We start from the raw sequence: 25,140 nt of genomic DNA, 5'->3' as shown, positions 1-25,140 counted from the left end.
ATGACCCAGAATCTTCTGACCATCCGCAATCTCGCGGTGAACTTCAACGGCCTGCCCGCTGTCGACCGGATCAACCTGTCGATCGCGCCGGGCGAGGTGGTGGGCGTCGTCGGCGAATCGGGCTCGGGCAAGAGCGTGACGATGATGGCGCTGATGGGCCTGATCGACGCGCCCGGCAAGGTGACGGCCGACGAGGTCACGTTCAACGGCGTGGATCTGCTGAAGGCGTCGCCGAAGGCGCGCCGCAAGATCGTCGGCAAGGACATCGCGATGGTGTTCCAGGACGCGCTGACGAGCCTGAATCCGAGCTACACGGTCGGCTACCAGATCAAGGAGGTGCTGAAGCTGCACGAAGGCCTGCGCGGCGACGCGCTGCACCGGCGCGCGCTCGAACTGCTCGATCAGGTCGGCATTCCCGACGCGAAGAACCGCATCACGGCGTTCCCGCACCAGATGTCGGGCGGGATGAACCAGCGCGTGATGATCGCAATGGCGGTCGCGTGCAACCCGAAGCTGCTGATCGCCGACGAGCCGACCACCGCGCTCGACGTGACGATCCAGGCGCAGATCATGGATCTGCTCGTGAAGCTGCAGAAGGAGCGCGGGATGGCGCTCGTGCTGATCTCGCACGACCTGGCCGTGGTGTCGGAGGTCGCGCAGCGTGTCGCGGTGATGTATGCGGGCGAGGTCATCGAGACCAATCGCGTGCCGGACATCTTCCGTGCGCCGCATCATCCGTACACCGAAGCGCTGCTCGCGGCGATTCCCGAGCACAATCAGGGGGCGCGTCGCCTTGCCGCATTGCCGGGCATGGTGCCCGGCCGCGATGATCGCCCGTCCGGGTGCCTGTTCGCGCCGCGCTGCAAGTACGTCGTCGACGATTGCCGCAAGGCGCGTCCGGCGCTCGATACGCTGGTGCCGGCCAACGATGCGATGCGTGCGCGCTGCATCAAGCCGCTCAATGTTTCCAACCTCGACCTGACGGGAGGCGCACGATGAATGCTGTCCAAGAAACGCCTCGCGTGCCGCACGACGAGGAAGCGGTGCTGGTTGCCGACCAGCTCGCGAAGCACTACACGGTCAAGCGCGGGATGTTCGGGCAGGGCACGGTGAAGGCGCTGAACGGTGTGTCGTTCTCGCTGAAGCGCGGCAAGACGCTCGCCGTCGTCGGCGAATCGGGCTGCGGGAAATCGACGCTCGCGCGCCAGCTCACGATGATCGAGACGCCCACCTCGGGCCACCTGACGATCGACGGCAAGGACGTGGCCGGCGCGAGCCGCGAGACGGTCGCCGACCTGCGCCGCCGCGTGCAGATGGTGTTCCAGAATCCGTTCGCGTCGCTGAACCCGCGCAAGACGGTCGAGCAGACGCTTTCCGAACCGCTCGAGATCAATGCGAACCTGACGGCCGCCGAGCGCGCGGCGCGCATCGCGCAGATCATGCGCACGGTCGGCCTGCGGCCCGAGCACGCGAAGCGCTATCCGCACATGTTCTCGGGCGGCCAGCGCCAGCGGGTCGCGATCGCGCGCGCGATGATCCTCGATCCGCGCATCGTCGTCGCCGACGAGCCGGTGTCCGCGCTCGACGTGTCGATCCAGGCGCAGATCCTGAACCTGTTCATGGATCTGCAGGAGCAGTTCAAGACGAGCTACGTGTTCATCTCGCACAACCTGTCGGTGGTCGAGCACGTCGCCGACGACGTGATGGTGATGTACTTCGGCAGCGTCGCCGAGCTCGGCGACAAGGCGACGATCTACGCGCGGCCGCGCCATCCGTACACGCGCGCGCTGATGTCGGCGACGCCGGCGATCTTCGAGGAAGACCGCCGCGTGCAGATCAAGCTGCAGGGCGAGCTGCCGTCGCCGCTCAATCCGCCGTCGGGCTGCGCGTTTCACCAGCGCTGCCCGTACGCGGTCGAGCGTTGCCGTGTCGAGGAACCGCAGCTGCGCGACGTCGACGGACGCCGCGTGGCCTGCCATCGCGCCGAGGAGGTGGGGGAGGCGAATGCCTGATGGTTTGGCGGCGCGCGCGTCCGGCGTGCGCCGTTCGGGGGCCGGCAGCGCGCGCGTGATGCGCGCGTGCCGCAACGCACGGCGCTGGAGCGTGCGCACGGTCACGGGCGCGGCGCTGGCCGGCGCGTGCGTGGCGGCCAGCCTCGTCGTTCCCGTCGAGTCGGCGCGCGCCGAAGGGCGCGCGCCGGCGAGTTCGCCGATCCGTCCGTCGCAGGTTCCGCCGCCCGGCATGAGCCTGCCGGGCTTCCACGCGCCGTCCGTGTCGAACGGCACGGTCGCGCGCGGCACGGTGCGCGTGCAGCCCGCGCGCATGCCGTTCTATGTCGCCACCCGGGGCAAGGTCACGCTGTACGTGCTCGGCACGCTGCACACGGGCGACCCGTCCGACTATCCGCCCGCTCAGCCGTTCCGGCCGCGCATCCTCGGGGCGCTCGCGGCGTCGCCGACGCTCGCGCTCGAGTTGTCGCCGGACGATCTGCTCGAATCGCAGGACGACGTGTCGAAGTACGGCGTGTGCCGCTACCCGTGCCTGCAGCGCCTGTTGCCCGAGCCGCTGTGGCAGCGCCTCGCGGGGCGCCTGCGCGGCAATCCGGCCGCGCTCGCGGAGATCCGTCGGATGCGGCCGTGGCTCGCGGCGCTGGTCGTCGAAACCTACGACTCGCTGGCGGCCGGCCTGCAGACGGAATACGGCACCGAGGCGCAACTGCAGAACGTCTTCCTGAAGAAGAAGGGTGGCCGCGTGATCGGGCTCGAGACGCTCGCCGAGCAGATGCGCGCGTTCACCGGGCTGACGCTCGCCGAGCAGCGCGAGATGCTCGCGCAGGACATGGTGCAGACGCCGGCGCAGAACGCCGACGACATCAAGGCGCTGCACCGGCTGTGGCAAATTGGCGACGCCGATGCGATCTCGGCGTGGGCGGTCGCGAAGAGCGAGCGGCTGGCCCGTTCGAAGGCGCTGTCGGCGTCGATCGACAACAAGATCCTGTACGAGCGCAACCGGCGTTTCGTTGCACGGATGACGGCAATCGCCGCGCCGAATCGGCCGGTATTCGTCGCCATCGGCGCGCTGCATCTGGGCGGCCCGCGCGGCGTGCTCGAATTGTTGCGCCAGCAAGGGTATCAGGTCGACGCGAACTGATCGCGCCGGCCGCCGCGCACCGATCCTCCCCTGTTTGATCGACGATACGCACGCGCGGCGAGGCGCCTGTGCGACCGCGCGATTCGATAAGGAAAACCCTTGAATCCTCAGGAAATAGCGTTTAAAACGATTGACATCCGGTTCTGCCGATCTCTATTCTTCATCCCACAAGTTGAAAAATTGAAAAGAATAGAAAAAGTTCTACGGGGTAGCAGAAAACAAAGCGCGGGGTTAGCGTAGCCGGCACGTGATGATCGTGCCGGCCGCGGAGTGTCTGCATGCACGGCGGGGCCAAACATCGTCGGGACAACAAATGCATGCGACAGACTTGCGGATAAGCGACGTTCCGTCGTCCGACCGGGGGAAGCAGCAATCGGGCGGCGGCGGACGTTTTTTAATCCGGAGCATCTTTCCGGTCACCGTCGACAGACGGTTTCGGGGGGCGAATCGACAGACGGCGAAGTCCGCGGCGATTGCGCCAACAGAAAAGCGCCACGAGGGCGCTTTTTTTCTTTGGTGCGGCGGTTTTCGTCGGGCGGCCGCGCGGCTTGCGCGCCGGTCAGGCGCCTTCGTCGGCTTCCAGCGCGCCCGGAGCGACGACATCGATGCCGGCCGCTTCGAGCGCCGCGCGGATCCGCTTCGCGAACGCGAGCGCATGCGGGCCGTCGCCGTGCAGGCAGACGGTCTGCGCATTGAGCGGCACCCACTCGCCGCTCACAGACTGCACCCGCCGATCGCGCACCATGTCGAGCGTGCGCGCGAGCACCGCGTCCTCGTCATCGATCAGCGCGCCGGGCTGGCTGCGCGGCACGAGCGAGCCGTCCGCGCGGTAGCCGCGATCGGCGAACACTTCCTCCACCGCGGCGAGCCCCGCGTGGCGCGCGGCCGCGACGAACACGCTGTTCGCGAGCCCGAACACGGCAAGCGACGGATCGAAGTCGTGGATCGCGGACACCACCGCGTCGGCGATCATCGGGTCGCGCGCGGCCTGGTTGTACAGCGCGCCGTGCGGCTTCACGTGCGCGATGCGGCCGCCCTCGGCCTGCGCGATCGCCGATAGCGCGCCGAGCTGGTACAGCACGCCGGCATAGATGTCGCCGGCCGGTAGCTGCATTTCCTTGCGGCCGAAATTCTCCGGGTCGTGAAAGCTCGGGTGCGCGCCGATCGACACGCCTTTCTGCACGGCCCAGCGCACGCAGTCGCGCATCGCATTGGCGCCGCCTGCATGCCAGCCGCACGCGATGTTCGCCGACGTGACGAGGTCGAGCAGCGCCTCGTCCGATCCGCATCCTTCGCCGAGATCGGCATTCAGATCGATTTCCATGATGTTCCTCGTCCACTGATGGCGTGGCGCGTCCTTCGTCCTGCTTCCGCCATTGTCACGCAGCGCGCGATTGCGCGCGGCGGCGGGTCTCCTCGCGCATCTCGATCGCGACGTCGATCTGACGCAGATAGGCACGTTCTGCGGTCAGCGCGGCGCGCGCGGCGTCGGGTGTCGTGCGCACGAAGCGGATCGGCAGGTTGAGCCGCGCCTGTGCGAGTTTCCAGAGATCCGCGCGGATCACCGTGCCGATCTTCGGATAGCCGCCGGTGGTCTGCGCGTCGTGCATCAGCACGATCGGCTGGCCGTTCGGGGGCACCTGGATCGTGCCGGGCAGCACCGCGTGCGACAGCAGCTCGACCGGCCGCTCGCGCACCAGCTCGGCGCCGGCGAGGCGATAGCCCATCCGGTTGCTGTTCGCGGTGACGAGCCATTCCTCGTCCCAGAACGCCTGCTGCGAATCGGCCGCGAACGACGCGTAGTCGGGGCCCGGCAGCACGCGCACGGGCATCGCCCACGGCGCATGCGCGGGCCGGTGGCGGCGCGGCGGTTCGTCGACGCGCACGAACGCGCACCACGCGGGCGCCTTCACGCCGAATTCGGGCGCATCGGCCGCGAGGCAGCCGGCGCCGGCCGGCGGCACACCGACCGGAAGCCGATCGCCGTCGCGCAGCGCGCGGCCGCCGAGGCCGCCGAAGCGCGATGCGAGATCGGTGCTGCGCGAGCCGAGCATCGGCAGCACGTCGATGCCGCCGGCGATGCACAGATAGCCGCGCATCCCGCGTTTCGCGGCCGGCAGCACGAGCGTTTGCCCGGCGTCGACCGGCAGGCTCCACCAGGAATACACGGGCTTGCCGTCGAGCGTCGCGCCGAATTCGGTGCCGGTGATCGCGATGCGCGTCGCGCGCGTGAAGCGGAACGCTGCCGGGCCGATCGTGATTTCGACGGCCGCCGCGTCGGGGCGATTGCCGACCAGCCGGTTGCCGACTTCGAGCGCGAGGCCGTCGAGCGCGCCGCCCTGCGCGACGCCGAGATGGCGCATGCCGCGGCGGCCGAGATCCTGCACGGTCGACAACGGACCGGCGCGGACCACCTCGATCGTGCCCGGTGCGGTGTTCTGGGTCATGTCGCGTCGACTCCGGCAATGGTGAAGCGCACGCGGTCGCCGGGCAGCAGCAGCGCCGGCTGCGGCCGCGCCGGATCGAACAGCACGTGCGACGTGCGGCCGATCAGCTGCCAGCCGCCGGGCGACGTGGCCGGATAGATGCCCGTCTGCGCCCCGCCGATGCCGACCGAGCCGGCCGGCACTTCCAGGCGCGGCGCCGCGCGGCGCGGCGTGTGCAGCGACGCATCGAGGCCGCCGAGATAGGCGAAGCCCGGCTGGAAGCCGACGAAGAACACGACGTATTCGCCGGCCGCATGGCGCGCGACGACTTCGTCGGCCGGCAGCCCGGTGTGCGCGGCGACGGCTGCCAGGTCGGGGCCGGCCGCACCGCCGTATTCGACCGGGATTTCGATTTCCCGGCCGTCCGCATGCTCGACGTCGGCGGTTTCCCACGCGTCGCGCAGCGCGGGCGTGAGCGACTCGGCCGTCGCGGCGAGCGCGTCGAACACGATCGTCAGGTTGTTCATGCCCGGCACGACGTCGATCACGTCGGGCCACGCGCGCGCGACCTCGGCGACGGCCCAGACGCGGCGCTGGCAATCGAGCGTGGCGGGCGGCGGCACCTCGCAGACGAGGGCGGCGTCGCCGAGCGGATAAATGCGGGGTTGCGTCATCGGACTGGCACGGTTTGGACGGCAATGTTAGCGCACATTGTCAATAAAATATCGACAACTTCCCAATAAGCGTTTTCGCCTAGCCCGTATGTCCGGGCTTCTGGCGTACACTCGGCACACCCTGTCATCCGGCTTGCGCCGCCTTTCCATGAAGCGTCCTGCGACCAAGATCGTGTCATCCGAACACCTCGTTTCCGATTCGAGCGCGGAGCTGTCGGAACTCGAATACGGGCTCATCATGGCCGGCAATGCGTTCAATCGCTGGATGGTGCGCTGCATGTCGGCCGCGGGCGCGAAGGACATGACGGCGGTCGAGGTGTCGCTGCTGCATCACGTCAGCCATCGCGAACGCAAGAAGAAGCTCGCCGACATCTGCTTCGTGCTCAATATCGAGGATACGCACGTCGCGACCTATGCGCTGAAAAAACTGATCGCGCGCGGCTATGTGAAGAGCGAGAAGAGCGGCAAGGAAGTGTTCTTCTTCGCGACCGACGCGGGCCGCGAGCTGTGCATGAAGTATCGGGAGGTGCGCGAGCATTGCCTGATCGAGACGCTGAAGGACAGCGGCCTCACCAACGAGCAGATCGGCGACGCGGCGCAGTTGCTGCGCCACGCATCGGGCCTCTACGACACGGCCGCGCGCGCGGCGGCGTCGCTGTAAACGATTGCGGACGGGACGGTCGACGCGGTGACGCGCGGCATGCCGCAGACTTCGCGTCGCGCGCCCCGTCATCCGGCGGCCGGGTAAAGCGCGCCGTCGGTCACGATCCAGCGCATCGCGAGATCGTGCGCTTCGGCCGGCAGCGCGTCCAGGCGGCACGCTTCATACGCGATGCCGACCGTCACCGGCAGCGTGTCGCCGGGCCACACCGCGAGCGTGCGGTCGTAATAGCCGCCGCCATAGCCGAGCCGGTAGCGCTGCAGATCGAATCCCACACACGGAATCAGCAACAGATCGGGCACGACGACGACCCCCGACGCCGGCTCCGGAATCCGGTGATGCCCTTCGCGCATCGGCGTGTGCGCATCCCACGCATGGAACGCGAGCGGCGTGTGCTTCTCGCCGATCACCGGCAGCGCGGCGCGGCGACCCGGGCCTGCCGCGGACCACGCGAGCACCGCGTCGCGTGCGTCGAATTCGCCCGGCAGCGGCCAGTAGAAGCCGACCGTGCGCGGCGCGAGCCGCTCGAGCAACAGGCGCAGCCGCGCGTCGAGCGCGGCGTTCGCGGCGGGCTGCGACGCGGCGTCGCGACGCGCGCCGGACAGCGTTTTGCGCAGTGCAACCTTCGGGTTCGGCACAGGGTTGCATGCTATGCTTTCGCTCACTTCGTGCTCCATTCAAAACGATGTCGAACAGCCTTTTCCGAGTATATCGCGCGGTCGCGCTCGCGCTTTCGGCCGCCGCGCTCGTCGCGGGCACGGCCGCGTGCGCCGCACCGAACGACGACACGCTCGCCGGGGACGACCAGATCTTCGTGCAGCTGCGCGAAGCCGCGCGCCGCAACGACGCCGCGAAGGCCGCGCAACTCGCGGCGATGATTCCGAACTATCCGGTCCCGTCCTACGTCGAGTATTTCCAGATCAAGCCGCAACTCTTCGATTCGACGGGCCGCGCACGTGTCGACGCCCCCGACGCCCCCGTGCAGTCGTTCCTGCAGCGCTACGACGGTCAGGCGATCGCCGACCGCCTGCGCAACGACTACCTGCTCGTGCTCGGCGCGCGCCACGACTGGCGCGGCTTCGACGAGCAGTACAAGCGCTTCGTGCTCGACGACGACACGCAGGTCAAGTGCTACGCGCTCGAATCGCGCGCGGCGCGCGGCGAGAACGTCGCCGAGGCGGCGCGCGCGCTGCTCGTCGAGCCGAAATACTACGGCGACGCCTGTGTCGACCTGATTACGGCGCTCACCGTCAACCAGCAGTTCACGAGCGACGACGTGTGGCAGCAGGCACGCCTCGCTTACGAGCAGAACTACACGACGCTCGGCGGGAAGATCGTCGACGCGCTCGGCGCGCGGCCGGTCGGCTTCGATCAGGCGACCAGCGCGCCGCCGCTGTACCTCGCGCGCGGCGTCGGCCCCGACGCGGTATCGCATCAGCTCGCGCTGATCGCGCTCGGCCGCATGGCGCGCAACGACCCGGACGCCGCGGCCGGGATGCTGACGTCCATCGCCGGCTCGCTGACGAAGCAGGAGCAGGCGATCGCATGGGGCGCGATCGGCTACCAGGGGGCGATCAAGCGCTCGGCGCTCGCATCGGTCTGGTATGCGCAATCCGCGAACGCGCCGCTGTCGAACCCGGGTTACGAATGGCGCACGCGCGCCGCGTTGCTCGTCGGCAACTGGCCGATGGTGCGCTGGTCGATCGAACAGATGCCGCCGTCGCTGCGCAGCGATCCGGCGTGGATCTACTGGCATGCACGCGCGCTCAAGCAGAGCGGCGACACGCTGCAGGCGAACCAGGAATTCGAGCAGGTCGCGGGCCAGTTCAACTTCTACGGGCAGCTCGCCGGCGAGGAGCTCGGCCAGCGCACGTCGGTCCCGCCGCGCACGAAGGTGAGCGATGCCGACGTCGACGCGATGAGCAAGATCCCCGGATTCGCGCTCGCGCAACGCTTCTATGGGCTGAACCTGCGCCTCGAAGGCAACCGCGAATGGAACTGGCCGCTGCGCGGGATGACCGATCGCCAGCTGCTCGCGGCCGCCGAATACGGCAAGCGCATCGACCTGCTCGACCGCACGGTCAACACGGCCGACCGCACGAAGGCCGAGCACGACTTCACGCTGCGCTACCCGTCGCCGTATCGCGACATCGTCGAGCGCTACGCGCAGTCGACCGGCCTCGACATCGAATGGGCGTACGGGCTGATCCGCCAGGAATCGCGCTTCATCACGAACGCGCGTTCGTCGGTCGGCGCGGGCGGGCTGATGCAGCTGATGCCGGCCACCGCGCAGCTCGTCGCGAAGAAGCTCGGGATGGGCACGATCACGCGTGCGCAGATGCACGACATCAATACGAACATCCAGCTCGGCACCTGGTACCTGTCGGACATCTACAACAACTTCGACAGCTCGCCGGTGCTGGCGACGGCCGGCTACAACGCGGGCCCGGGCCGGCCGCGCCAGTGGCGCCAGGTGTTGACGCAGCCGGTCGAAGGCGCGATCTTCGCGGAGACGATTCCGTTCAACGAGACGCGCGACTACGTGAAGAACGTGCTGTCGAATACCGTCTACTACGCGGCGCTCTTCGAGGGCAAACCGCAGTCGTTGAAGAAACGCCTGGGCATGATCTCGCCCTGATCCGCAATCTTCACACTGCCGCGCGAGACGCGGCAGTGTGCAAGGGGCTGTTCACGCTGATACCGGGCTCGTTTCCCTGACTGGAAAAGTCATTTGCGGGGCTGGCGGCCAGCGCAAGCCCGTTATGAGCGTGAACAGCTCCTTGGAGGTCTCGAACATGGATCGCCAGACCGTCGCGCTGCTGGGCGGCACCGGCTTCATCGGCAGCCGGCTCGTCAATGCGCTGATCGACGCCGGCAAGCAGGTACGGATCGGCACGCGGCGGCGCGAGCATGCACGCCACCTGCAGATGCTGCCGGTCGAGATCGTCGAGCTCGACGCGTTCGATCCGCGCACGCTGGCGCGGTTCGTCGCCGGCGCGCATGCGGCCGTCAACCTCGTCGGCGTGCTGCACGGCGGCCGCGGCACGCCGTACGGGCCCGGGTTCGAGCGCGCGCACGTCGCGCTGCCGGCCGCGCTGGCCGCCGCGTGCGTCGAAGTCGGCGTGCGGCGCGTGCTGCACATGAGCGCGCTCGGCGCCGATTCGCACGGCCCGAGCATGTACCAGCGCTCGAAGGGCGACGGCGAGGCCGCGCTGCATGCGGTCGCGGCGACCGACTCGCTCGCGCTGACGATCTTCCGCCCGTCGGTCGTGTTCGGCCCCGGCGACGCGTTCCTGAACACGTTCGCGAACCTGCAGCGCACGCTGCCGGTGCTGCCGCTCGCGATGCCCGATGCGCGCTTCCAGCCGGTGTTCGTCGGCGACGTCGTGCGCGCGTTCGTCAACACACTCGATCTCGCGGCCGCGCACGGCAAGACTTACGAACTCGGCGGTCCCACCGTCTATACGCTCGAGCAATTGGTGCGCTATTGCGGCACGCTGGTCGGCCGGCAGGCACGCATCGTGCGCCTGCCCGACGCGCTCGCGCGGCTGCAGGCGAGCGTGTTCGAATGCCTGCCCGGCGAGCCGGTGATCACGCGCGACAATCTCGCGTCGATGTCGGTGCCGAACGTGCTGTCCGGGCCGCTCGCGCCCGAACTCGGGATCTCGCCCGCGAGTCTCGAGAGCATCGCGCCCGCGTATCTCGGTCATGCCGCGCGGCGCTCCCGCTTCGACTGGTTCCGCTCGCGCCGCTAGGCGTCGCGGGCCGTCGCTTCCGTCATTCACTTTCGCGCTTTTCGGAACCCCGCCATGAAACTCGTCATTGGAGACAAGAATTACTCGTCGTGGTCGATGCGGCCGTGGCTGCTGCTCGCGCATTTCGGCATCCCGTTCGACGAGATCGCAATCGAGCTGCGCCGCGACGACACGGCCGCGCGCATCCGCGAGTATTCGCCGACCGGCAAGGTGCCGTGCCTGATCGACGACCATGGCGTCGCGATCTGGGATTCGCTCGCGATCGCCGAGACGCTCGCCGAGCGCTATCCGCAGTTCCCGATGTGGCCGGCCGATCCGCTCGATCGCGTGCATGCGCGCTGCATCTCGGCCGAGATGCACTCGGGCTTCGCCGCGCTGCGCACGCAGATGGGGATGAACGTGCGCGCGTCGATGCCGGGACGCGGCGCGACGCCCGATGCGCTCGCCGACGTCGCGCGCATCGACGCGCTGTGGAGCGCGTGCATCGAGGCATCGGGCGGCCCGTTCCTATTCGGTGAATTCGGGATCGCCGATGCGATGTATGCGCCCGTCGTGATGCGTTTCAACACGTATGCGCCGGCGTTGTCGCCGGAGGCGGCCGGGTATGCCGCGCGCGTGACGGCGCTGCCGGCGGTGCAGCGCTGGATCGATGCCGCGCGCCGCGAAACCAACGTGATCGCCGAATACGAACCGACGCCATGAACATCTACGCAGTTGGCGGAGCGATCCGCGACGAATTGCTCGGCGTGCCGGTGCAGGACCGCGACTACGTGGTGGTGGGCGCGACGCCCGAGCAGATGGCCGCGCAGGGCTTCCGGCCGGTCGGCAAGGATTTCCCCGTGTTCCTGCATCCGGACACGCAGGAGGAATACGCGCTCGCGCGCACCGAACGCAAGACGGCGGCCGGCTATCACGGCTTCCAGTTTTACTACGCGCCGGACGTGACGCTCGACGAGGATCTCGCGCGGCGCGACCTGACGATCAACGCGATGGCGCGTGAAGTGAGCCCGGAGGGCGCGCTGATCGGCCCGGTGATTGATCCGTTCGACGGACAGGCCGACCTGCGTGCCCGTGTGTTCCGGCACGTGGGCGACGCGTTCGTCGAGGATCCGGTGCGAATCCTGCGGATCGCGCGCTTTGCCGCGCGCTTCGCGGATTTCACGGTCGCGGACGACACGCTCGCGCTGATGCGGCGGATGGTCGACGCGGGCGAAGCGGACGCGCTGGTGCCCGAGCGCGTGTGGCAGGAGATCGCGCGCGGGCTGATGGAGGCGAAGCCGTCGCGGATGTTCGCGGTGCTGCGCGAGTGCGGCGCGCTCGCGCGCATCCTGCCCGAGGTCGACGCGCTGTGGGGCGTGCCGCAGCGCGCGGACTACCACCCGGAAGTCGACACGGGCGTGCACGTGATGATGGTCGTCGACTACGCGGCGAAGCAGGGCTACTCGCTGCCGGTGCGCTTCGCGGCGCTTACGCACGATCTCGGCAAGGCGACGACGCCCGCCGACGTGCTGCCGCGCCATGTCGGCCACGAAGGCCGCAGCGTCGATCTCATCAAGCCGCTGTGCGAGCGGCTGCGTGTGCCGAACGAGTGCCGCGATCTCGCGCTGGTGGTCGCGCGCGAGCACGGCAACCTGCATCGCGTGATGGAAATGGGCGCGGCCGCGCTGGTGCGGCTCTTCGAGCGCAGCGACGCGATGCGCAAGCCCGCGCGCTTCGCCGAGATGCTGCAGGCGTGCGAATCGGATGCGCGCGGCCGGCTCGGGCTCGACACGCAGCCGTATCCGCAGGCCGAGCGGCTGCGCGTGGCGCTGGTGGCGGCGCGCAGCGTCGACGCGGGCGCGATCGCGCGCGGCGTCGCCAACGATGCGATGCAGATCAAGGACGCCGTGCATCGCGCGCGCATCGAGGCCGTCAAGCAGGCGCTGGCGATCGGGGAATAGTGCTGCGGAAGCGCCGGGTGGCGTGGTGCGCCGCCCGGCGGCCAGCCGTCATTTCTTCGTGCGGGCGGCGGCGCGGCGGGCCGGGGTGGCGGCGGCAGGACGTTTGGCGGCGGTCGCGCGCGGCTTCCCGGCTGCCGACGTGGCCGTCGCGCGGGCCGGCGTGTCGGCGGGCGCAGCCGCGATCGAATCCGCATCGCGCTCTCGCTTCGGTGCGGGTTTGCGGCGGCTCACGCGCGGTTCGCCCGGCGCCGCGCCGGCATCGCGTGCGAGCAGTCTGATCTTCATCGCCTCGGATCCCAGCTCGGCACCGTTGTCGTCGAAGAGCGGCAGCGTGCCGACCGCGATCATTTCGGCGGGCCCGTCGCCCACGTTCGCGACGCGGTGGCGCTTCCGCGCGTCGAAGTGAAGCGAGTCGCCGGCAGACAGCGGGTAATCCTTCTTGCCGATCGTGTAGCAGAGCCGGCCGGTCAGCACATAGACGAACTCGTCGCCGCCGTGCGCGACCCATTCCGAACGGTAGCCCTCCATCATCCGGACCTTGAGCGCGTTGATCTGACTGCCGTCGAAGGTGGTGGACAGCCGCTCGTACCACTGCGACGCGGCATCGACCGCGTACGGTTCGCGGCGCCCCGCGTGCGAGTCGGGCTGCGCCTGGCGCGGCTGGTCGATCAGCGTGCCGAGCGGCACGTTCAGCGCCTTCGCGACGTTGACGAGCGACGAGAGCGAAATGCCGGTGAGGTGGCGCTCGACCTGTGACAGGAACCCGACCGACAGGTTCGCTTCGGTCGCGACTTCCAGCAGCGTTTTCTTCGCTTCCCGGCGCAGGCGGCGAATGCGCTGGCCGATACGCATGATGTCTGAATCCATGAATCTCTTTCGTGGCAACGAGTCGCAAGGCGAGCGGAGGGGCGGTGCCGTCGCCGGGATGCGGCATTCCGCGAATCGCACGAAGCACGGCCGTCGGGACGACGATGCCGGCGCATTGTACCGCGCACGCCGGCGCCCGGCCGCCTCGCGTCAGGCAGGGCCGCGTGGGGCCGCGCCGCCGTCGCGCGCGGTGCCGGTAATTTTAGCCCTACGAAAATTTTGGCTTGACCTCGTTTTCAGCGTGCTCTAGATTCTGTCGCTCGCATCAAACAAAGTTAAGTGAGACAAAAATTTCCCCGAAAATCCGTCGATGGAACGGCGCCGCGGCGGGGCTGCCCGCCGGGCCGCGCGTCGTCCCCGCACGGGCGACGCGGCGCGCCAGGCACGCGCCGGCACATGACGCCGCCGGCGGACGACAACAATCAATAGCGGGTATCCGATGATCGATCGACTGAAATACAGCTTCTCCGGCCTTCCCTCGTACGACGCGTCCGTCGCCGACACGCAGGCCGGTCTGTCGCGACTGCTCGACGCCGCCCGGCTCGACGCGGTCGTGGTCACGTCGCAGGACGAGTACATCACCGAATACCTGCCGCGCAGCAACAACCCGCGCTACGCGCTGTCGGGCTTCGACGGCTCGGCCGGCTGCGGGATCTTCCTGAGCGCGGCGACCGCGCAGGCGCTTGGCGTGCCGCCGTTCGTGCTGTTCGTCGACGGCCGCTATCACCTGCAGGCCGAACAGCAGTGCGACCCGGCGCGCGTGCGCATCGAAAAGCTCGGGATGAACGTGACGATCTGGCAGGCGCTGGCCGACTGGCTGCTCGCGCACGCGAGCCGGCTCGCGCGGGTCGGCTACGACGCGCTGCGGATCAGCGTCGCGCAGCGCGACCGGCTGGTCGAGCGCACGCTGGCGGCGTCGCTCGACTGGACGAGCCTCGTCGAGCGCGAGATCGACTGCGCGATCGCGCTACCGGGCTGGGTGGTCGAGCGGCCGATCTTCGAGCTGCCGGATGCGATGACCGGCGCGAGCGTCGCGCAGAACCTCGACGCGCTGAACCGGCGGCTCGCCGCGCACACCGGCGCGGCGCCCGGCAAGACCGCGTTCTTCACGTGCGCGTCCGACGATCTCGCGTACCTGCTGAACAGCCGCGGCTATCACATCCCGAATGCGTCGTCGCACCTGGGCTTCCTGTTCGCGGTCGGCGAGCAGGTCGCGCTGTTTCTGCCGGAAGGCTGCGACCGCTGCCCGGTCGAACTGGCGTCGTATCCGGCGCTGCACGTGATCCGGCGCGACTTCGCGGAACTCGAGCGCTTCCTCGCGCAATTCGCGGTCGACCACGTGTGCTACGGCTTCGAATCGGTCAACTGCGCGCTCGTCGAGTCGGTGCGCCGCGTGTGGCCGCACGCGCGCCACGCCGATTTCAACCCGGTGGAGGCGCTGCGGGCCGGCAAGACGCCGGCGGTGCTCGACCGGTTCCGCGACGCGTTCGCGCGTAGTTCGGCGGCAATCGCCGAAACGATGCGCTGGGCGAAGGCCGGCGAACCGGGGCGGCGCCATACCGAATACGACCTGGCCCGCACGATCAACGACGCGTACGGCGCCCGTTCGGCGGTCGCACTGACGTTCCCGTCGATCGCGGCGAACGGCGCGAACAGCGCGTTCGCGCACTACACGGCGGCGAGCGCCGACGTCGAGCTGACCGAAGGCGAGCTCGTGCTGCTCGACAGCGGCGCGTACTACGACGCCGGTTTCGCGACGGACTGCACGCGCGTCGTGCTGCGTCGCACGCGGCCGGAGACGGTCGCGCAGCCGTGGCAGCGCGAGATCTACACGGTCGCGCTGAAGGCGTGCATCAAGGGGCTCGTCACGCGCTTCCCGAAGACCGCGACGGGCGGCGACGTCGATGCGACGGTGCGCCAGGTGTGCCGCGACCACGGCTACGATTTCGGCCACGGTACCGGGCACGGCGTCGGGATCCACGTGCACGAGGGCGGCGTGCGGTTCGCGCCGGGCGCGACGTACGGGCTGGTGCCGAACGCGGTGATTTCGGTCGAGCCGGGCATCTACGTGCCGGGCAAGGGCGGCGTGCGGATCGAGAACATCGTGATCGTGCGCGCGGACGACGACGCGTCGGACACCGTGGCGTTCGAGAACATCGTCACGGTCGGCTACGACTGGGACCTGATCGACGTCGAATTGCTGAACGACGACGAGCGCGCGTACCTGCGCGACTACGAACGGCTTTGCGTGGAACGCGGCACGCAGGTGACGGCCTGCCCGTTGCTGTAAGCGGTGCCGGCGCGGGCGGCGTCGGCCGCCCGCTGTCCGCCGGTCATCGATGACGGATCACCGGCGCTGGACCCGGATCCATTTCAATCCAGCAACCGCGCCCGCACGAACGGCGTGATTCGCTCGGCGAGCCACGCGTGCGTGCGCGTCGTCGGGTGCAACGTGTCCCAGAACACGAAGCGCGCCGGGTCGCGGCAGTCCGTGCGCGGCGTCTGCGCGGCCAGGTAGGTGAACGACGACGGCTTCGGGATGTCGAGGCACGACCGCTTTGCATCGTCGAAGCCGTATTGCGCGGGGTGGCTCAGCAGATCGTCGAACGGCGCGTACGCGTCGAACACCTCTAGACGCAGCGTCGCGCCGTAGCGGGCGCGCACGGCGGCGGCGGCGTCGGCGAGCCGTCTGTTGTAGTCGCTGACCTGCGCGGCGACGCTGGCGGCGTCGGTGCGCGTCGCGAACACCGGCGCGCGCGACACGTCCGGCAGCGTGACGAGCAGGATGCGCGTCGCGCCGGCCGCGGCGAGCCGCTCGAGACTGTCCCGCACCGCGTTCGCCGCCTGCTCGGGCGTGCGGCCGTAGTTCACGAGATCGTTGCCGCCCGCGAACACCGCGAACAGCGTATTGGCGGGCCGGTAGTCCGGCGCGCGATCCATGTATTCGCGCCAGGAGTCGATCTGCTGCACGAGGCCCGGCACGACGAGGTGCTGGTCGGTTGCCGCTCCGCCGATCGCCCAGTTGTAGAACGGCAGCCGCAGCGCGTTCGCGACGTATTCGGCCCACACCGGCCCGTTGCTGAAGCGTCCGGCGTGCCAGCTCGTGCCGTTCGGCAGCTTCCACTGGCTCGCGTTGAACATGTTCTGGGTGTCGGACAGGCTGTCGCCGAACACGATCAGCTTGTTGACCCGCGCGTCCTGCTGCGCGGCGTCGATGGTCCAGACCGTGTAGTTGAACGACAGCGCGTTGTTCGCCGCGACCGCCTGCGTCAGGTTCGCGCGGATGCCGCGCGCGGCGAGCGTCTTGCGGCAGACGTCGGCGAGCGTCTCCTGCGCCGTCGTGCTGTAGAACATGTTTTTCCACTGCGTGATGCCGTCCGCCCACCAGTACCCGGGAACCCGATACCAGTCGCCGCCCGCCGGATCGCGCGCCCATTCGTAGGTCGCCTCGGGCTTGAGCGGATCGTCGCTGATCCGGTACCAGCAGCGCAGGTAGGTGTAGGTGTCGCTGCCGCGCGACGCGGCGCGCTGCGCTGCGCCCGGCGGTGCCGACGCCGGCGCAGCGAGCGGGCCGGCCGGCGACAGCGTCATGTCGCCGGTCGGCGTCGGCAGCGGGGCCGGGGCGGCCGGCGCGAGCGACGCGGTGCACGCCAGCGTGGCGCCGAGCGTGGCGATGGCGGCCGCGCGGCGCGCGGATTCAAGACGGGAATGATGATGCATCGATGCCCTCCGATCGGTTGTTTTCGGATCAGGCAGCGCGGCTGCGCTGCCGCGTATCGGGGGGACGCATGTGCCGGACTGGAGCCCGGTCTGTCGAAGCGGAATTCAGGGTGAAGCGGGTGAAGCGGCGAGGCGTGTTGAGGGCGGAACGGGACGCAGGCCGCCGCAGGGCATCAACGCATCAGCGCCGACACGCGCCCGTCCGGGCCATAGACGCCGGCCGGCGCGGGCGCCGAGCGCAGCACCGCGAGCGCGCGCTCGTTGTAGTCCATCCGGATCCGGATCAGCATCCCGTTGGTCGCATTGGCCTGGCGCGCGCGTTCGGCGGCCTGCAGCAGCAGTTGCCAGCGGCCGGCGAGGCGGGCATCGCGCTCGGCGGCCTGGTCCATCCCTTTCTTGCCGGCCGGAAAGCCGAGCGCGGACAACTGCGTGTCGCGCGTGCGCTCGAGCTGCGCGAGCCGGTCGATCAACGCGCTTTTCTTCTCGACGATGCCGGGCAGCATGTCGAGCGGCTCCGGCGTCGTCAGTGCCTTTTCCTCGTAAGCGAGCAGGGACGCGAACGCTTCGACCGTCGCGTGTTCGTCGTTGACCGTGGCCAGCAGCTCTTCTCTCATCGCGTCATGCTCGTCGCGCCGGCACGCGTTTCCGCATGCCGGCAAACCAGGGGACCGGTCCGGGCGTGACGGGCCCCGGGCCGGCTCAGTTGCCCTGCGAGCGCTGCTGTTGCAGCAGGTCGCGGGCGGTATTCAGTACGCCGTCGGCGATCTTGTTCACGTCGATCGTCAACGTGCCGTTGTTCAGCGCGTCCTTGATCGACTGGACGAGGGCCGTGTCGATGTCGGCGCTGCCGGAGGCCGACAGCGAACGCAGCTGGCCGGACAGACCCGACAGGTTCACGGTCGTGTCGCCGCCGGTCGATCCTGCGTCGGCCGCCTGCGCGGACGACGACGAAGCCGCGCCGGATTGCGCGCGGGTCGCGCCGTTGCCGGTCGACGCGAGTGGGCTCGGGTTCGGAGTGGAATCGATCTTCACGATGGGTTTCCTGTACGGTATGACCCAGATAACGGCCGGGTCGGCCCGAACTTTAGCATCGTGAGCCCGACATTCTCCGAATAAACAATTCTTTGCAATCTTGCGGCGCGATCCGTCCCTATAGCGGAATTTCCACGGTCCCGGCGTCCTTGACGATCGCCGTGACGATCTGGCCCGCCGCCATCCTGACCCGCACCGACTGGCCCGGCGCCGCATTCGCGAGCGCGCTGCCGTCGGCCGAGATCGTGAAGCCGGGCCCGGCCGCGACGACCCGCACCGTCTGGCCGGCCGACACCGACGCGGCGCTCTTCAGCATGTCCTGGCGCAGCGGCAGTCCGGCCGAGATCCGGGCCAGCGCGGTCGCGCCGACCGCCTGCGCGGGATCGGTGATCACCGCCAGCGGCAGCACCGTCAGGTCGCCGTCGCGCGCGACGAGGTCGGCCGCGGTGAGCGGCTCGCCCGGCGTGATCTGCCGCGCGGCGACGTAATAAGTGGCCTGCACGGCGACCTTCGCCTGCAGATAGACGGTCCACGGCCGCTCGCCGGCGCAGCGCACGCCGACCGTCGTGCGGCCCCACAGGCGCGCGCCGGTCGGCAGGAACGGCTCGAGCGTCGTGCACGCGGCGAGCCCGCGCGGAAATGCGGTCGCGACCGTCGCGGTGGTCTTGCCCGGCAGGCCCGCGACCTGCTGCTGCAGGAACGCGAGGGCCGTGCGCCGGATCGTGTCGGGGTCCTGCTGGCCGGCCGGCGTGGCCGGCTGAGACGCGGCGGTGGCCTGGGCCGGGTTGGCGGCAGCGGCCGGCGCGCGCGGCGCCGGCGCGGCCGAAGCGGCCCGGGCCGCGGCCATGCGCGCGGCGATGGCCGGTCGCGCGGAATTCGCGGAATTCGATGCGGGCTCGGCCGTACCGGCGACGACGGTCGCGACGGCACCCGGATCGGCGACGCGCCGTGCGCCATCGCCGGCGTTCGTGCGCGCGGCGGCGTAGACGGGGCGCGGCGCGGGTGCCGGCACGGCGGCCGGCGGCGGGACGCTCGTCACGATCATCGAGCCAGCCGGCAGCGCCGCAGAGCCGGCCGAGGCCGCGCCGGTTACGCCGGCGCCACCACCCGCGCCAACGGCACCGCCCGCCATCGCCATGCCCGTACCCGAAGCCGTGCCCGCATTTCCGCCGAACTGCCCGCCGCTCGCCGCGTTCGCATGCGCGAGCGCGGTTTCGGCCGTCTCGCCGCGTCCGGGAATCACGATCATCCCGTCGTCCGCATGCGCAAGCGGCACCGCGAGCCACAGCGCCGCGGCGAGCGCGAACGCCCGCGCCATGCGCGTGCCGCGTCCGTCGTTTCCGCGAAGTGCGCCTGTCATCGCCGTGTCCTCGAAGCCGTTGATCCGATTCGCATTCTAGGGAGCCCGGCCGTCGCGCAAACGATGAATAGAGGGGGCCTTTGCCGCGTTATTCGTCCGATTGCCGGTTGCGCCCGACGCCTACCATCGCTGTCATGGAAAAAAGCCCCTTGGGTCGCCATCCGGCGCAAGGGGGCGTGCAGCGCTTCATACGGAGAGACGCACACATGCTGGACAAACTCGATGCCGAATTCGCGTTCGGCCGACAGGCGCTCGACGTGCGCGCCTATCGGCAGGAGCTGCTGTCGTCGAACATCGCGAACGCCGACACGCCCGGCTACCAGGCCCGCGACGTCGACTTCGCGTCGACTCTCGCGCGCTCGCTGAAGCAGACCGGCGGCGGCCTCGCGCCGAGCAACGCCGCGCAGCTGCCGATGGCGCAGCCGGCCGGTGTGACGAGCGGGATGACGATGGTGTCGACGGCGCCCGGCCACATGGCCGGCACCGCGAAGCTGATTCCGACGGGCGGCCCGGCCGACGACTACGGTCGCGCGCAGTACCGGATGCCGCTGCAGCCGTCGCTCGACGGCAACACGGTCGATCTCGACGTCGAGCGCGTGCAGTTCGCGAACAACGCGCTGCACTACGAAACCGGGATGACCGTGATGACCCAGCAGATCAAGGCGATGATCGCCGCGATCTCGACGAACTCGTAAGCGCGCGCCGCTTCCGTCCCGAACAAGGAGCCCCCATGCCCTCGTTGATGAACATCTTCGGCGTCGCCGGTTCGGCGCTGTCCGCGCAATCGCAGCGCCTGAACGTCACCGCGTCGAACCTCGCGAACGCCGACAGCGCGACCGGCCCCGACGGCAAGCCGTACAAGGCCAAGCAGGTCGTGTTCGCGACCGACCCGATCGGCGGCGCGCGCACCGCGTCCGGCCAGGGCGTCGGCGGCGTGCGCGTGACCAGGGTGGTCGACGATCCGTCGCCGATGAAGTCGACCTACGACCCGGCGAACCCGGCCGCCGACGCGAACGGCTATGTGCAGATGCCGAACGTCGATCCGGTGCAGGAGATGGTGAACATGATCTCGGCGTCGCGCTCGTACCAGGCCAACGTCGAGACGCTGAACACCGCGAAGACGCTGATGCTCAAGACGCTGACGATCGGCACGTAAGCCGCGCGCCGGGCGTCCTTCCCCACCGAGACCCAGACCCGACAGTTCCGACACAAGGCCACCCAGGATGACTTCCACCAGCACGACGATCGGCAGCAACGGCACCAACGTGTCGACCCTGCCGACCGACACGATGAACACCAACAACGTGTCGACGAACGGCACGTCGGCGAGCGACCTGCAGGCGACGTTCCTGAAGCTGCTCGTCACGCAGCTGCAGAACCAGGATCCGACGAGCCCGGTCGACAGCTCGCAGATGACGTCGCAGCTCGCGCAGATCAACACGGTGAGCGGCATCGCGCAGCTGAACACGTCGCTCACGTCGCTGTCGACGCAGCTCGCGGCCGGCCAGCAGACGCAGGCCGCGCTGCTGATCGGCACGAACGTGCTCGCGCCGGGCAACGGCGTCGCGGTGAAGAGTGGCGCGGCGTCGCCGTTCGGCGTGTCGCTCGCGAACGACGTGTCGAACCTGACGATCACCGTGAAGAACAGCTCGGGCGTCGTCGTCAACACGATCAACGCAGGCAAGCAGTCGGCCGGCACGGTGCCGTTCAACTGGACGCCGACCGATGCGGCCGGCAACGCGCTGCCGGACGGCAAGTACACCGTGAGCGCGCAGTACACGGGCTCGGACGGCAAGACGTATGCGCCGACCGTGCTCGCGGCCGCGCAGGTGCAGAGCGTGATCAAGCAGGCCGACGGCACGGCGGGGCTCGTGCTGTCGAACGGCACGACGGTGGGCTTGACCCAGGTCGCGTCGATCTTCCCGAACACCGCGTCGTCGTCGTCCGGCGGCACGACCACCACCAACTGATCCAGATTTCTCGAAAACGGAGACCGAAATGGGTTATCAACAGGGTCTGAGCGGCCTCGCCGGCGCATCGAACGCGCTCGACGTGATCGGCAACAACATCGCGAACGCGAACACGGTCGGCTTCAAGTCGAGCACCGCGCAGTTCTCCGACATGTACGCGAACTCGGTCGCGACGTCGGTCAACACGCAAATCGGGATCGGTACGACGCTCGCCTCGGTGCAGCAGCAGTTCGGCCAGGGCACGATCAACACGACGAACTCGTCGCTCGACGTCGCGATCAACGGCAACGGCTTCTTCCAGATGTCGAACAACGGCGTGACGACGTACTCGCGCGACGGCACGTTCCAGCGCGACAAGAACGGCTTCATCGTCGACTCGCAAGGCCGTAACCTGATGGGTTACGCGGCCAACACGGGCGGCGTGATCAACACCGCGCAGACCGTGCCGCTGCAGGCGCCGACCAGCAACATCGCGCCGACCGCGACGACCAAGATCACCGGCCAGTTCAACCTGAACTCGCAGGACACGGTGCCGACCAAGACGCCGTTCAGCGCGACCGACACCACGACGTACAACTACTCGACGTCGATCCAGGTGTACGACTCGCTCGGCGGCTCGCAGGCGGTCAACATGTATTTCGTGAAGTCGGCGGCCGGCACGTGGGAAGCCTACGCGGGCGTGCAGGGCGGCGCCACGACGGACCTCGGCACGGTCACGTTCAACTCGTCGGGCGCGATCCAGAGCACGACGACGGGCACGCCGGCCGCGCCGACCGCATCGCTCGGCCAGTTCCAGTTCACCGTTCCGAACACCGACGGCTCGGCGACGCCGCAGCAGCTCACGCTCGACCTGACCGGCACCACGCAGTACGGCGGCAAGGACGGCGTGAACAACCTCGCGCAGGACGGCTATGCGAGCGGCACGCTGACGACCTTCTCGATCGGCGCCGACGGCAAGCTGACCGGCAACTACTCGAACGGCCAGACGTCGGTGCTCGGCCAGATCGTGCTCGCGAACTTCAACAACCCGAACGGGCTCGTCAACCTCGGCGGCAACCAGTACGCCGAATCGTCCGCGTCGGGCGTGCCGCAGATTTCGTCGCCGGGCAGCACGAACCACGGTTCGCTGCAGGGCAGCGCGCTCGAGAACTCGAACGTCGATCTCACGTCGCAGCTCGTCAACCTGATCACCGCGCAGCGCAACTACCAGGCGAACGCGCAGACGATCAAGACGCAGCAGACCGTCGACCAGACGCTCATCAACCTGTAATGCGCGGATAACCGGCAGCCATGGACCGACTGATCTACACGGCGATGACGGGCGCGTCGCAGTCGCTCGACCAGCAGGCGATCGTCGCGAACAACCTCGCGAACGCGTCGACGACGGGCTTTCGCGCGCAGCTCGCGACCTATCGCGCGGTGCCGATGAACTTCGGCGACGGCAGCAACATCGACCCGACGACGACGCGCACCTACGTGCTCGCATCGACGCCCGGCGCGGATTACGCACCGGGCCCGATCACGCGCACCGGCAACCCGCTCGACGTCGCCGTGCAGGGCGCCGGCTGGCTGTCGGTGCAGACCGCCGACGGCAGCGAGGCCTACACGCGTGCCGGCAACCTGCACGTCGATGAAAACGGCCAGCTCGTCAACGCGAGCAACCTGCCGGTGATCGGCAACGGCGGCCCGATCTCGGTGCCGCCGAACGCGGAAGTGACGATCGGCAAGGACGGCACGGTGTCGGCGCTGATGCCGGGCGATCCGCCGACGGCGGTCGCGATCGTCGACCAGATGAAGCTCGTGAACCCGGACCCCGCCACGCTCACGCGCGGCAACGACGGGCTGTTCCGCACCGCCGACGGCAATCCGGCCGACACCGACCCGAACGTGGTCGTCACGCCGAATTCGCTCGAAGGCAGCAACGTGAATCCGGTGACCGCGATGGTCGCGATGATCGACAACGCACGGGCGTTCCAGCTGCAGTCGAAGCTGATCCAGACGGCCGACCAGAACGAGCAGTCGGCGAACCAGCTGCTCAACTTCAGCTGAGCGGCACGGCCCTCGCTACCAGGAGAAGATTCAACATGAACCGATCGCTCTACATCGCCGCCACCGGCATGAATGCGCAGCAGGCGCAGATGGACGTGATCTCGAACAACCTCGCGAACACCAGCACCAACGGCTTCAAGGCGTCGCGCGCGGTGTTCGAGGATCTGCTGTACCAGACCATCCGCCAGCCGGGCGCGAACTCGACGCAGCAGACTGAACTGCCGTCGGGCCTGCAGCTCGGCACCGGCGTGCAGCAGGTCGCGACCGAGCGCCTGTACACGCAGGGCGGCCTCACGCAGACCGGCAACTCGAAGGACGTCGCGATCAACGGCGCGGGCTTCTTCCAGGTGCTGATGCCGGACGGCACGAACGCATACACGCGCGACGGCTCGTTCCAGACCAACGCGCAGGGCCAGCTCGTCACGTCGAGCGGCTACCAGATCCTGCCGGCGATCACCGTGCCGCAGAACGCGCAGTCGCTGACGATCGGCAAGGACGGCGTCGTGTCGGTCACGCAGCCGGGCTCGAGCAACGCGGTGCAGATCGGCTCGCTGCAGATCGCGACCTTCATCAACCCGGCCGGCCTCGAGGCGAAGGGCGAGAACCTGTTCGCCGAGACCACGTCGTCGGGTGCGCCGAACGTGTCGCAGCCGGGCCTGAACGGCGCAGGCGTGCTCAACCAGGGCTATGTCGAGGCGTCGAACGTGAACGTCGTGCAGGAGCTCGTCAACATGATTCAGACGCAGCGCGCGTACGAGATCAACAGCAAGGCCGTGACGACGTCCGACCAGATGCTGCAGACCGTCACGCAGATGAAGAGCTAACCGGAAAGTCCCGTCGTCGCCATGAAGCAGGTTCGCCTCCTCCCGTCAGCCTCCGTCCGCGCCGCGTGCGCGGTCGCGGTGGCCGCGCTCGCCGGTTGCGCGCAGATTCCGCGCGACCCGATCATCCAGCAGCCGATGACGGCGCAGCCGCCGGCGCCGATGGCGATGCAGGCGCCCGGCTCGATCTACAACCCGGGCTACGCCGGCCGGCCGCTGTTCGAGGATCAGCGGCCGCGCAACGTCGGCGACATCCTGACGATCGTGATCGCGGAGAACATCAACGCGACCAAGTCGTCGGGCGCGAACACCAACCGCGCGGGCGACACCAGCTTCAGCGTGCCGACGGCCGCCTTCCTCGGCGGGCTGTTCGCGAAGGCGAATCTGTCGGCGGCCGGCAACAACAAGTTCGCGGCGACCGGCGGCGCCAGCGCGGCGAACACGTTCAACGGCACGATCACGGTGACCGTCACCAACGTGCTGCCGAACGGCAATCTCGTCGTCAGCGGCGAGAAGCAGATGCTGATCAACCAGGGCAACGAGTTCGTGCGCTTCTCCGGGGTCGTCAACCCGAACACGATCTCGGGCGCGAACTCGGTCTACTCGACGCAGGTGGCCGACGCGCGGATCGAATACTCGGCGAAGGGCTACATCAACGAAGCCGAGACGATGGGCTGGCTGCAGCGCTTCTTCCTCAACATCGCACCGTGGTGAC

General features: G+C 69.0%; 25 protein-coding genes. 16 read left to right on the top strand and 9 right to left on the bottom strand.

Going from position 1 to position 25,140, the window contains the following annotated elements; translation table 11 throughout:
* The 3 genes from HWX22_RS03120 to HWX22_RS03110 are packed head-to-tail and all read left to right on the top strand — an operon-like array spanning position 1 to position 3,150.
* Complete coding sequence (locus HWX22_RS03120) at positions 1 to 999, top strand: ABC transporter ATP-binding protein (RefSeq protein WP_059535050.1); 999 nt, start codon at positions 1 to 3, stop codon at positions 997 to 999.
* Positions 996 to 2,012, top strand: a complete 1,017-nt coding sequence (locus HWX22_RS03115; protein WP_175915025.1) for a peptide ABC transporter ATP-binding protein — start codon at positions 996 to 998, stop codon at positions 2,010 to 2,012. Before HWX22_RS03120 ends, HWX22_RS03115 begins: the two co-directional genes overlap by 4 nt.
* Positions 2,005 to 3,150, top strand: coding sequence for a TraB/GumN family protein (locus tag HWX22_RS03110; protein WP_175910520.1), 1,146 nt, complete (start codon positions 2,005 to 2,007; stop codon positions 3,148 to 3,150). The genes HWX22_RS03115 and HWX22_RS03110 overlap by 8 nt, the downstream gene beginning before the upstream one ends.
* 559 nt (positions 3,151 to 3,709) lie before the next feature.
* On the opposite strand, the gene pxpA is transcribed toward HWX22_RS03110, so the two are convergent.
* Genes pxpA through pxpB form a run of 3 tightly spaced genes read right to left on the bottom strand, consistent with a single transcriptional unit; the run spans position 3,710 to position 6,250 of the window.
* Positions 3,710 to 4,474 carry a 5-oxoprolinase subunit PxpA gene (gene pxpA / locus HWX22_RS03105; RefSeq protein WP_059535055.1) on the bottom strand — a complete coding sequence of 255 codons (765 nt, stop codon included), beginning with the start codon at positions 4,472 to 4,474 and terminating at the stop codon, positions 3,710 to 3,712.
* 55 nt (positions 4,475 to 4,529) lie between these two features.
* On the bottom strand, positions 4,530 to 5,597 hold the full coding sequence (locus tag HWX22_RS03100) for a biotin-dependent carboxyltransferase family protein (RefSeq protein ID WP_059691956.1): 1,068 nt from the start codon (positions 5,595 to 5,597) through the stop codon (positions 4,530 to 4,532).
* The gene (gene pxpB, locus HWX22_RS03095) at positions 5,594 to 6,250 is read right to left on the bottom strand and encodes a 5-oxoprolinase subunit PxpB (protein ID WP_059703183.1); all 657 of its coding nucleotides are present in this window, start codon (positions 6,248 to 6,250) and stop codon (positions 5,594 to 5,596) included. Before pxpB ends, HWX22_RS03100 begins: the two co-directional genes overlap by 4 nt.
* 148 nt (positions 6,251 to 6,398) lie before the next feature.
* Between pxpB and HWX22_RS03090 the strand changes: the two genes are divergently transcribed.
* Entirely contained in the window at positions 6,399 to 6,911 is a 513-nt protein-coding gene (locus HWX22_RS03090) for a winged helix DNA-binding protein (protein WP_059535061.1), read from the top strand.
* Between the two features lie 68 nt (positions 6,912 to 6,979).
* On the opposite strand, the gene HWX22_RS03085 is transcribed toward HWX22_RS03090, so the two are convergent.
* Positions 6,980 to 7,588: a 5-formyltetrahydrofolate cyclo-ligase gene (locus HWX22_RS03085; protein ID WP_175915024.1), complete on the bottom strand. Its 609-nt coding sequence runs from the start codon at positions 7,586 to 7,588 to the stop codon at positions 6,980 to 6,982.
* An 8-nt stretch (positions 7,589 to 7,596) separates the two neighbouring features.
* Between HWX22_RS03085 and HWX22_RS03080 the strand changes: the two genes are divergently transcribed.
* From HWX22_RS03080 to HWX22_RS03065, 4 genes are all read left to right on the top strand, one after another.
* Complete coding sequence (locus HWX22_RS03080) at positions 7,597 to 9,549, top strand: lytic transglycosylase domain-containing protein (protein WP_175915023.1); 1,953 nt, start codon at positions 7,597 to 7,599, stop codon at positions 9,547 to 9,549.
* Positions 9,550 to 9,706: 157 nt separating this feature from the next.
* Positions 9,707 to 10,666 (top strand): complex I NDUFA9 subunit family protein, encoded by a 960-nt coding sequence (locus HWX22_RS03075; RefSeq protein ID WP_059819916.1) that lies wholly within the window; start codon positions 9,707 to 9,709, stop codon positions 10,664 to 10,666.
* A 54-nt stretch (positions 10,667 to 10,720) separates the two neighbouring features.
* The gene (locus HWX22_RS03070) at positions 10,721 to 11,368 is read left to right on the top strand and encodes a glutathione S-transferase family protein (RefSeq protein WP_059535069.1); all 648 of its coding nucleotides are present in this window, start codon (positions 10,721 to 10,723) and stop codon (positions 11,366 to 11,368) included.
* Positions 11,365 to 12,606, top strand: coding sequence for a multifunctional CCA addition/repair protein (locus HWX22_RS03065; protein ID WP_175915022.1), 1,242 nt, complete (start codon positions 11,365 to 11,367; stop codon positions 12,604 to 12,606). Before HWX22_RS03070 ends, HWX22_RS03065 begins: the two co-directional genes overlap by 4 nt.
* A gap of 48 nt (positions 12,607 to 12,654) precedes the next feature.
* Here the strand turns inward: HWX22_RS03065 and HWX22_RS03060 are convergent, their stop codons facing one another.
* Positions 12,655 to 13,473 (bottom strand): XRE family transcriptional regulator, encoded by an 819-nt coding sequence (locus tag HWX22_RS03060; protein WP_175915021.1) that lies wholly within the window; start codon positions 13,471 to 13,473, stop codon positions 12,655 to 12,657.
* Between the two features lie 439 nt (positions 13,474 to 13,912).
* On the opposite strand from HWX22_RS03060, the gene HWX22_RS03055 reads away from it, so the two are divergent.
* Positions 13,913 to 15,763 carry a M24 family metallopeptidase gene (locus tag HWX22_RS03055; RefSeq protein ID WP_175915020.1) on the top strand — a complete coding sequence of 617 codons (1,851 nt, stop codon included), beginning with the start codon at positions 13,913 to 13,915 and terminating at the stop codon, positions 15,761 to 15,763.
* 83 nt (positions 15,764 to 15,846) lie between these two features.
* Here the strand turns inward: HWX22_RS03055 and HWX22_RS03050 are convergent, their stop codons facing one another.
* The 4 genes from HWX22_RS03050 to flgA all read right to left on the bottom strand — a co-directional run bounded on the left by HWX22_RS03050 (position 15,847) and on the right by flgA (position 19,585).
* A complete protein-coding gene (locus HWX22_RS03050; RefSeq protein ID WP_175915019.1) occupies positions 15,847 to 17,193 on the bottom strand; it encodes an SGNH/GDSL hydrolase family protein in 1,347 nt (448 codons plus the stop codon).
* A 173-nt stretch (positions 17,194 to 17,366) separates the two neighbouring features.
* Complete coding sequence (locus tag HWX22_RS03045) at positions 17,367 to 17,807, bottom strand: flagellar protein FlgN (RefSeq protein ID WP_006762551.1); 441 nt, start codon at positions 17,805 to 17,807, stop codon at positions 17,367 to 17,369.
* Between the two features lie 85 nt (positions 17,808 to 17,892).
* Positions 17,893 to 18,225 (bottom strand): flagellar biosynthesis anti-sigma factor FlgM, encoded by a 333-nt coding sequence (flgM, locus tag HWX22_RS03040; RefSeq protein WP_059448495.1) that lies wholly within the window; start codon positions 18,223 to 18,225, stop codon positions 17,893 to 17,895.
* A gap of 118 nt (positions 18,226 to 18,343) precedes the next feature.
* Positions 18,344 to 19,585 carry a flagellar basal body P-ring formation chaperone FlgA gene (gene flgA / locus HWX22_RS03035; protein ID WP_175915018.1) on the bottom strand — a complete coding sequence of 414 codons (1,242 nt, stop codon included), beginning with the start codon at positions 19,583 to 19,585 and terminating at the stop codon, positions 18,344 to 18,346.
* A 206-nt stretch (positions 19,586 to 19,791) separates the two neighbouring features.
* Between flgA and flgB the strand changes: the two genes are divergently transcribed.
* The 7 genes from flgB to flgH all read left to right on the top strand — a co-directional run bounded on the left by flgB (position 19,792) and on the right by flgH (position 25,139).
* Positions 19,792 to 20,280, top strand: a complete 489-nt coding sequence (gene flgB / locus HWX22_RS03030; protein ID WP_059448497.1) for a flagellar basal body rod protein FlgB — start codon at positions 19,792 to 19,794, stop codon at positions 20,278 to 20,280.
* Positions 20,281 to 20,315: 35 nt separating this feature from the next.
* Positions 20,316 to 20,741, top strand: coding sequence for a flagellar basal body rod protein FlgC (flgC, locus tag HWX22_RS03025; RefSeq protein ID WP_059535085.1), 426 nt, complete (start codon positions 20,316 to 20,318; stop codon positions 20,739 to 20,741).
* 67 nt (positions 20,742 to 20,808) lie between these two features.
* Positions 20,809 to 21,555 (top strand): flagellar hook assembly protein FlgD, encoded by a 747-nt coding sequence (locus HWX22_RS03020; RefSeq protein WP_059535087.1) that lies wholly within the window; start codon positions 20,809 to 20,811, stop codon positions 21,553 to 21,555.
* A gap of 28 nt (positions 21,556 to 21,583) precedes the next feature.
* Positions 21,584 to 22,825, top strand: coding sequence for a flagellar hook protein FlgE (gene flgE / locus HWX22_RS03015; protein WP_059819911.1), 1,242 nt, complete (start codon positions 21,584 to 21,586; stop codon positions 22,823 to 22,825).
* A 20-nt stretch (positions 22,826 to 22,845) separates the two neighbouring features.
* Complete coding sequence (flgF, locus tag HWX22_RS03010; RefSeq protein WP_175915017.1) at positions 22,846 to 23,604, top strand: flagellar basal-body rod protein FlgF; 759 nt, start codon at positions 22,846 to 22,848, stop codon at positions 23,602 to 23,604.
* 35 nt (positions 23,605 to 23,639) lie between these two features.
* Positions 23,640 to 24,428: a flagellar basal-body rod protein FlgG gene (gene flgG / locus HWX22_RS03005; RefSeq protein WP_014895799.1), complete on the top strand. Its 789-nt coding sequence runs from the start codon at positions 23,640 to 23,642 to the stop codon at positions 24,426 to 24,428.
* A 21-nt stretch (positions 24,429 to 24,449) separates the two neighbouring features.
* Complete coding sequence (gene flgH, locus HWX22_RS03000; protein WP_175910536.1) at positions 24,450 to 25,139, top strand: flagellar basal body L-ring protein FlgH; 690 nt, start codon at positions 24,450 to 24,452, stop codon at positions 25,137 to 25,139.
* Position 25,140 lies beyond the last annotated feature (1 nt).

This window comes from Burkholderia sp. BCC1638 (assembly GCF_902833195.1).
Taxonomy (GTDB): domain Bacteria; phylum Pseudomonadota; class Gammaproteobacteria; order Burkholderiales; family Burkholderiaceae; genus Burkholderia; species Burkholderia diffusa.
Note: the sequence above shows the minus strand (reverse complement) of the source record. Positions and strands in the feature narration are given on the sequence as shown.

Excerpts from the sequence above, each read along its gene's own strand:
- HWX22_RS03045 (WP_006762551.1), bottom strand. The coding sequence starts at position 17,807 with ATGAGAGAAGAGCTGCTGGCCACGGTCAACGACGAACACGCGACGGTC.
- HWX22_RS03060 (WP_175915021.1), bottom strand. The coding sequence starts at position 13,473 with ATGGATTCAGACATCATGCGTATCGGCCAGCGCATTCGCCGCCTGCGC.
- HWX22_RS03075 (WP_059819916.1), top strand. The coding sequence starts at position 9,707 with ATGGATCGCCAGACCGTCGCGCTGCTGGGCGGCACCGGCTTCATCGGC.
- HWX22_RS03120 (WP_059535050.1), top strand. The coding sequence starts at position 1 with ATGACCCAGAATCTTCTGACCATCCGCAATCTCGCGGTGAACTTCAAC.
- HWX22_RS03065 (WP_175915022.1), top strand. The coding sequence starts at position 11,365 with ATGAACATCTACGCAGTTGGCGGAGCGATCCGCGACGAATTGCTCGGC.
- flgA (WP_175915018.1), bottom strand. The coding sequence starts at position 19,585 with ATGACAGGCGCACTTCGCGGAAACGACGGACGCGGCACGCGCATGGCG.
- flgE (WP_059819911.1), top strand. The coding sequence starts at position 21,584 with ATGGGTTATCAACAGGGTCTGAGCGGCCTCGCCGGCGCATCGAACGCG.
- HWX22_RS03110 (WP_175910520.1), top strand. The coding sequence starts at position 2,005 with ATGCCTGATGGTTTGGCGGCGCGCGCGTCCGGCGTGCGCCGTTCGGGG.
- HWX22_RS03070 (WP_059535069.1), top strand. The coding sequence starts at position 10,721 with ATGAAACTCGTCATTGGAGACAAGAATTACTCGTCGTGGTCGATGCGG.
- flgG (WP_014895799.1), top strand. The coding sequence starts at position 23,640 with ATGAACCGATCGCTCTACATCGCCGCCACCGGCATGAATGCGCAGCAG.
- flgB (WP_059448497.1), top strand. The coding sequence starts at position 19,792 with ATGCTGGACAAACTCGATGCCGAATTCGCGTTCGGCCGACAGGCGCTC.
- HWX22_RS03115 (WP_175915025.1), top strand. The coding sequence starts at position 996 with ATGAATGCTGTCCAAGAAACGCCTCGCGTGCCGCACGACGAGGAAGCG.
- HWX22_RS03090 (WP_059535061.1), top strand. The coding sequence starts at position 6,399 with ATGAAGCGTCCTGCGACCAAGATCGTGTCATCCGAACACCTCGTTTCC.
- pxpA (WP_059535055.1), bottom strand. The coding sequence starts at position 4,474 with ATGGAAATCGATCTGAATGCCGATCTCGGCGAAGGATGCGGATCGGAC.
- HWX22_RS03100 (WP_059691956.1), bottom strand. The coding sequence starts at position 5,597 with ATGACCCAGAACACCGCACCGGGCACGATCGAGGTGGTCCGCGCCGGT.
- HWX22_RS03080 (WP_175915023.1), top strand. The coding sequence starts at position 7,597 with ATGTCGAACAGCCTTTTCCGAGTATATCGCGCGGTCGCGCTCGCGCTT.
- HWX22_RS03055 (WP_175915020.1), top strand. The coding sequence starts at position 13,913 with ATGATCGATCGACTGAAATACAGCTTCTCCGGCCTTCCCTCGTACGAC.
- HWX22_RS03050 (WP_175915019.1), bottom strand. The coding sequence starts at position 17,193 with ATGCATCATCATTCCCGTCTTGAATCCGCGCGCCGCGCGGCCGCCATC.
- HWX22_RS03085 (WP_175915024.1), bottom strand. The coding sequence starts at position 7,588 with ATGGAGCACGAAGTGAGCGAAAGCATAGCATGCAACCCTGTGCCGAAC.
- flgC (WP_059535085.1), top strand. The coding sequence starts at position 20,316 with ATGCCCTCGTTGATGAACATCTTCGGCGTCGCCGGTTCGGCGCTGTCC.
- HWX22_RS03020 (WP_059535087.1), top strand. The coding sequence starts at position 20,809 with ATGACTTCCACCAGCACGACGATCGGCAGCAACGGCACCAACGTGTCG.
- flgH (WP_175910536.1), top strand. The coding sequence starts at position 24,450 with ATGAAGCAGGTTCGCCTCCTCCCGTCAGCCTCCGTCCGCGCCGCGTGC.
- pxpB (WP_059703183.1), bottom strand. The coding sequence starts at position 6,250 with ATGACGCAACCCCGCATTTATCCGCTCGGCGACGCCGCCCTCGTCTGC.
- flgF (WP_175915017.1), top strand. The coding sequence starts at position 22,846 with ATGGACCGACTGATCTACACGGCGATGACGGGCGCGTCGCAGTCGCTC.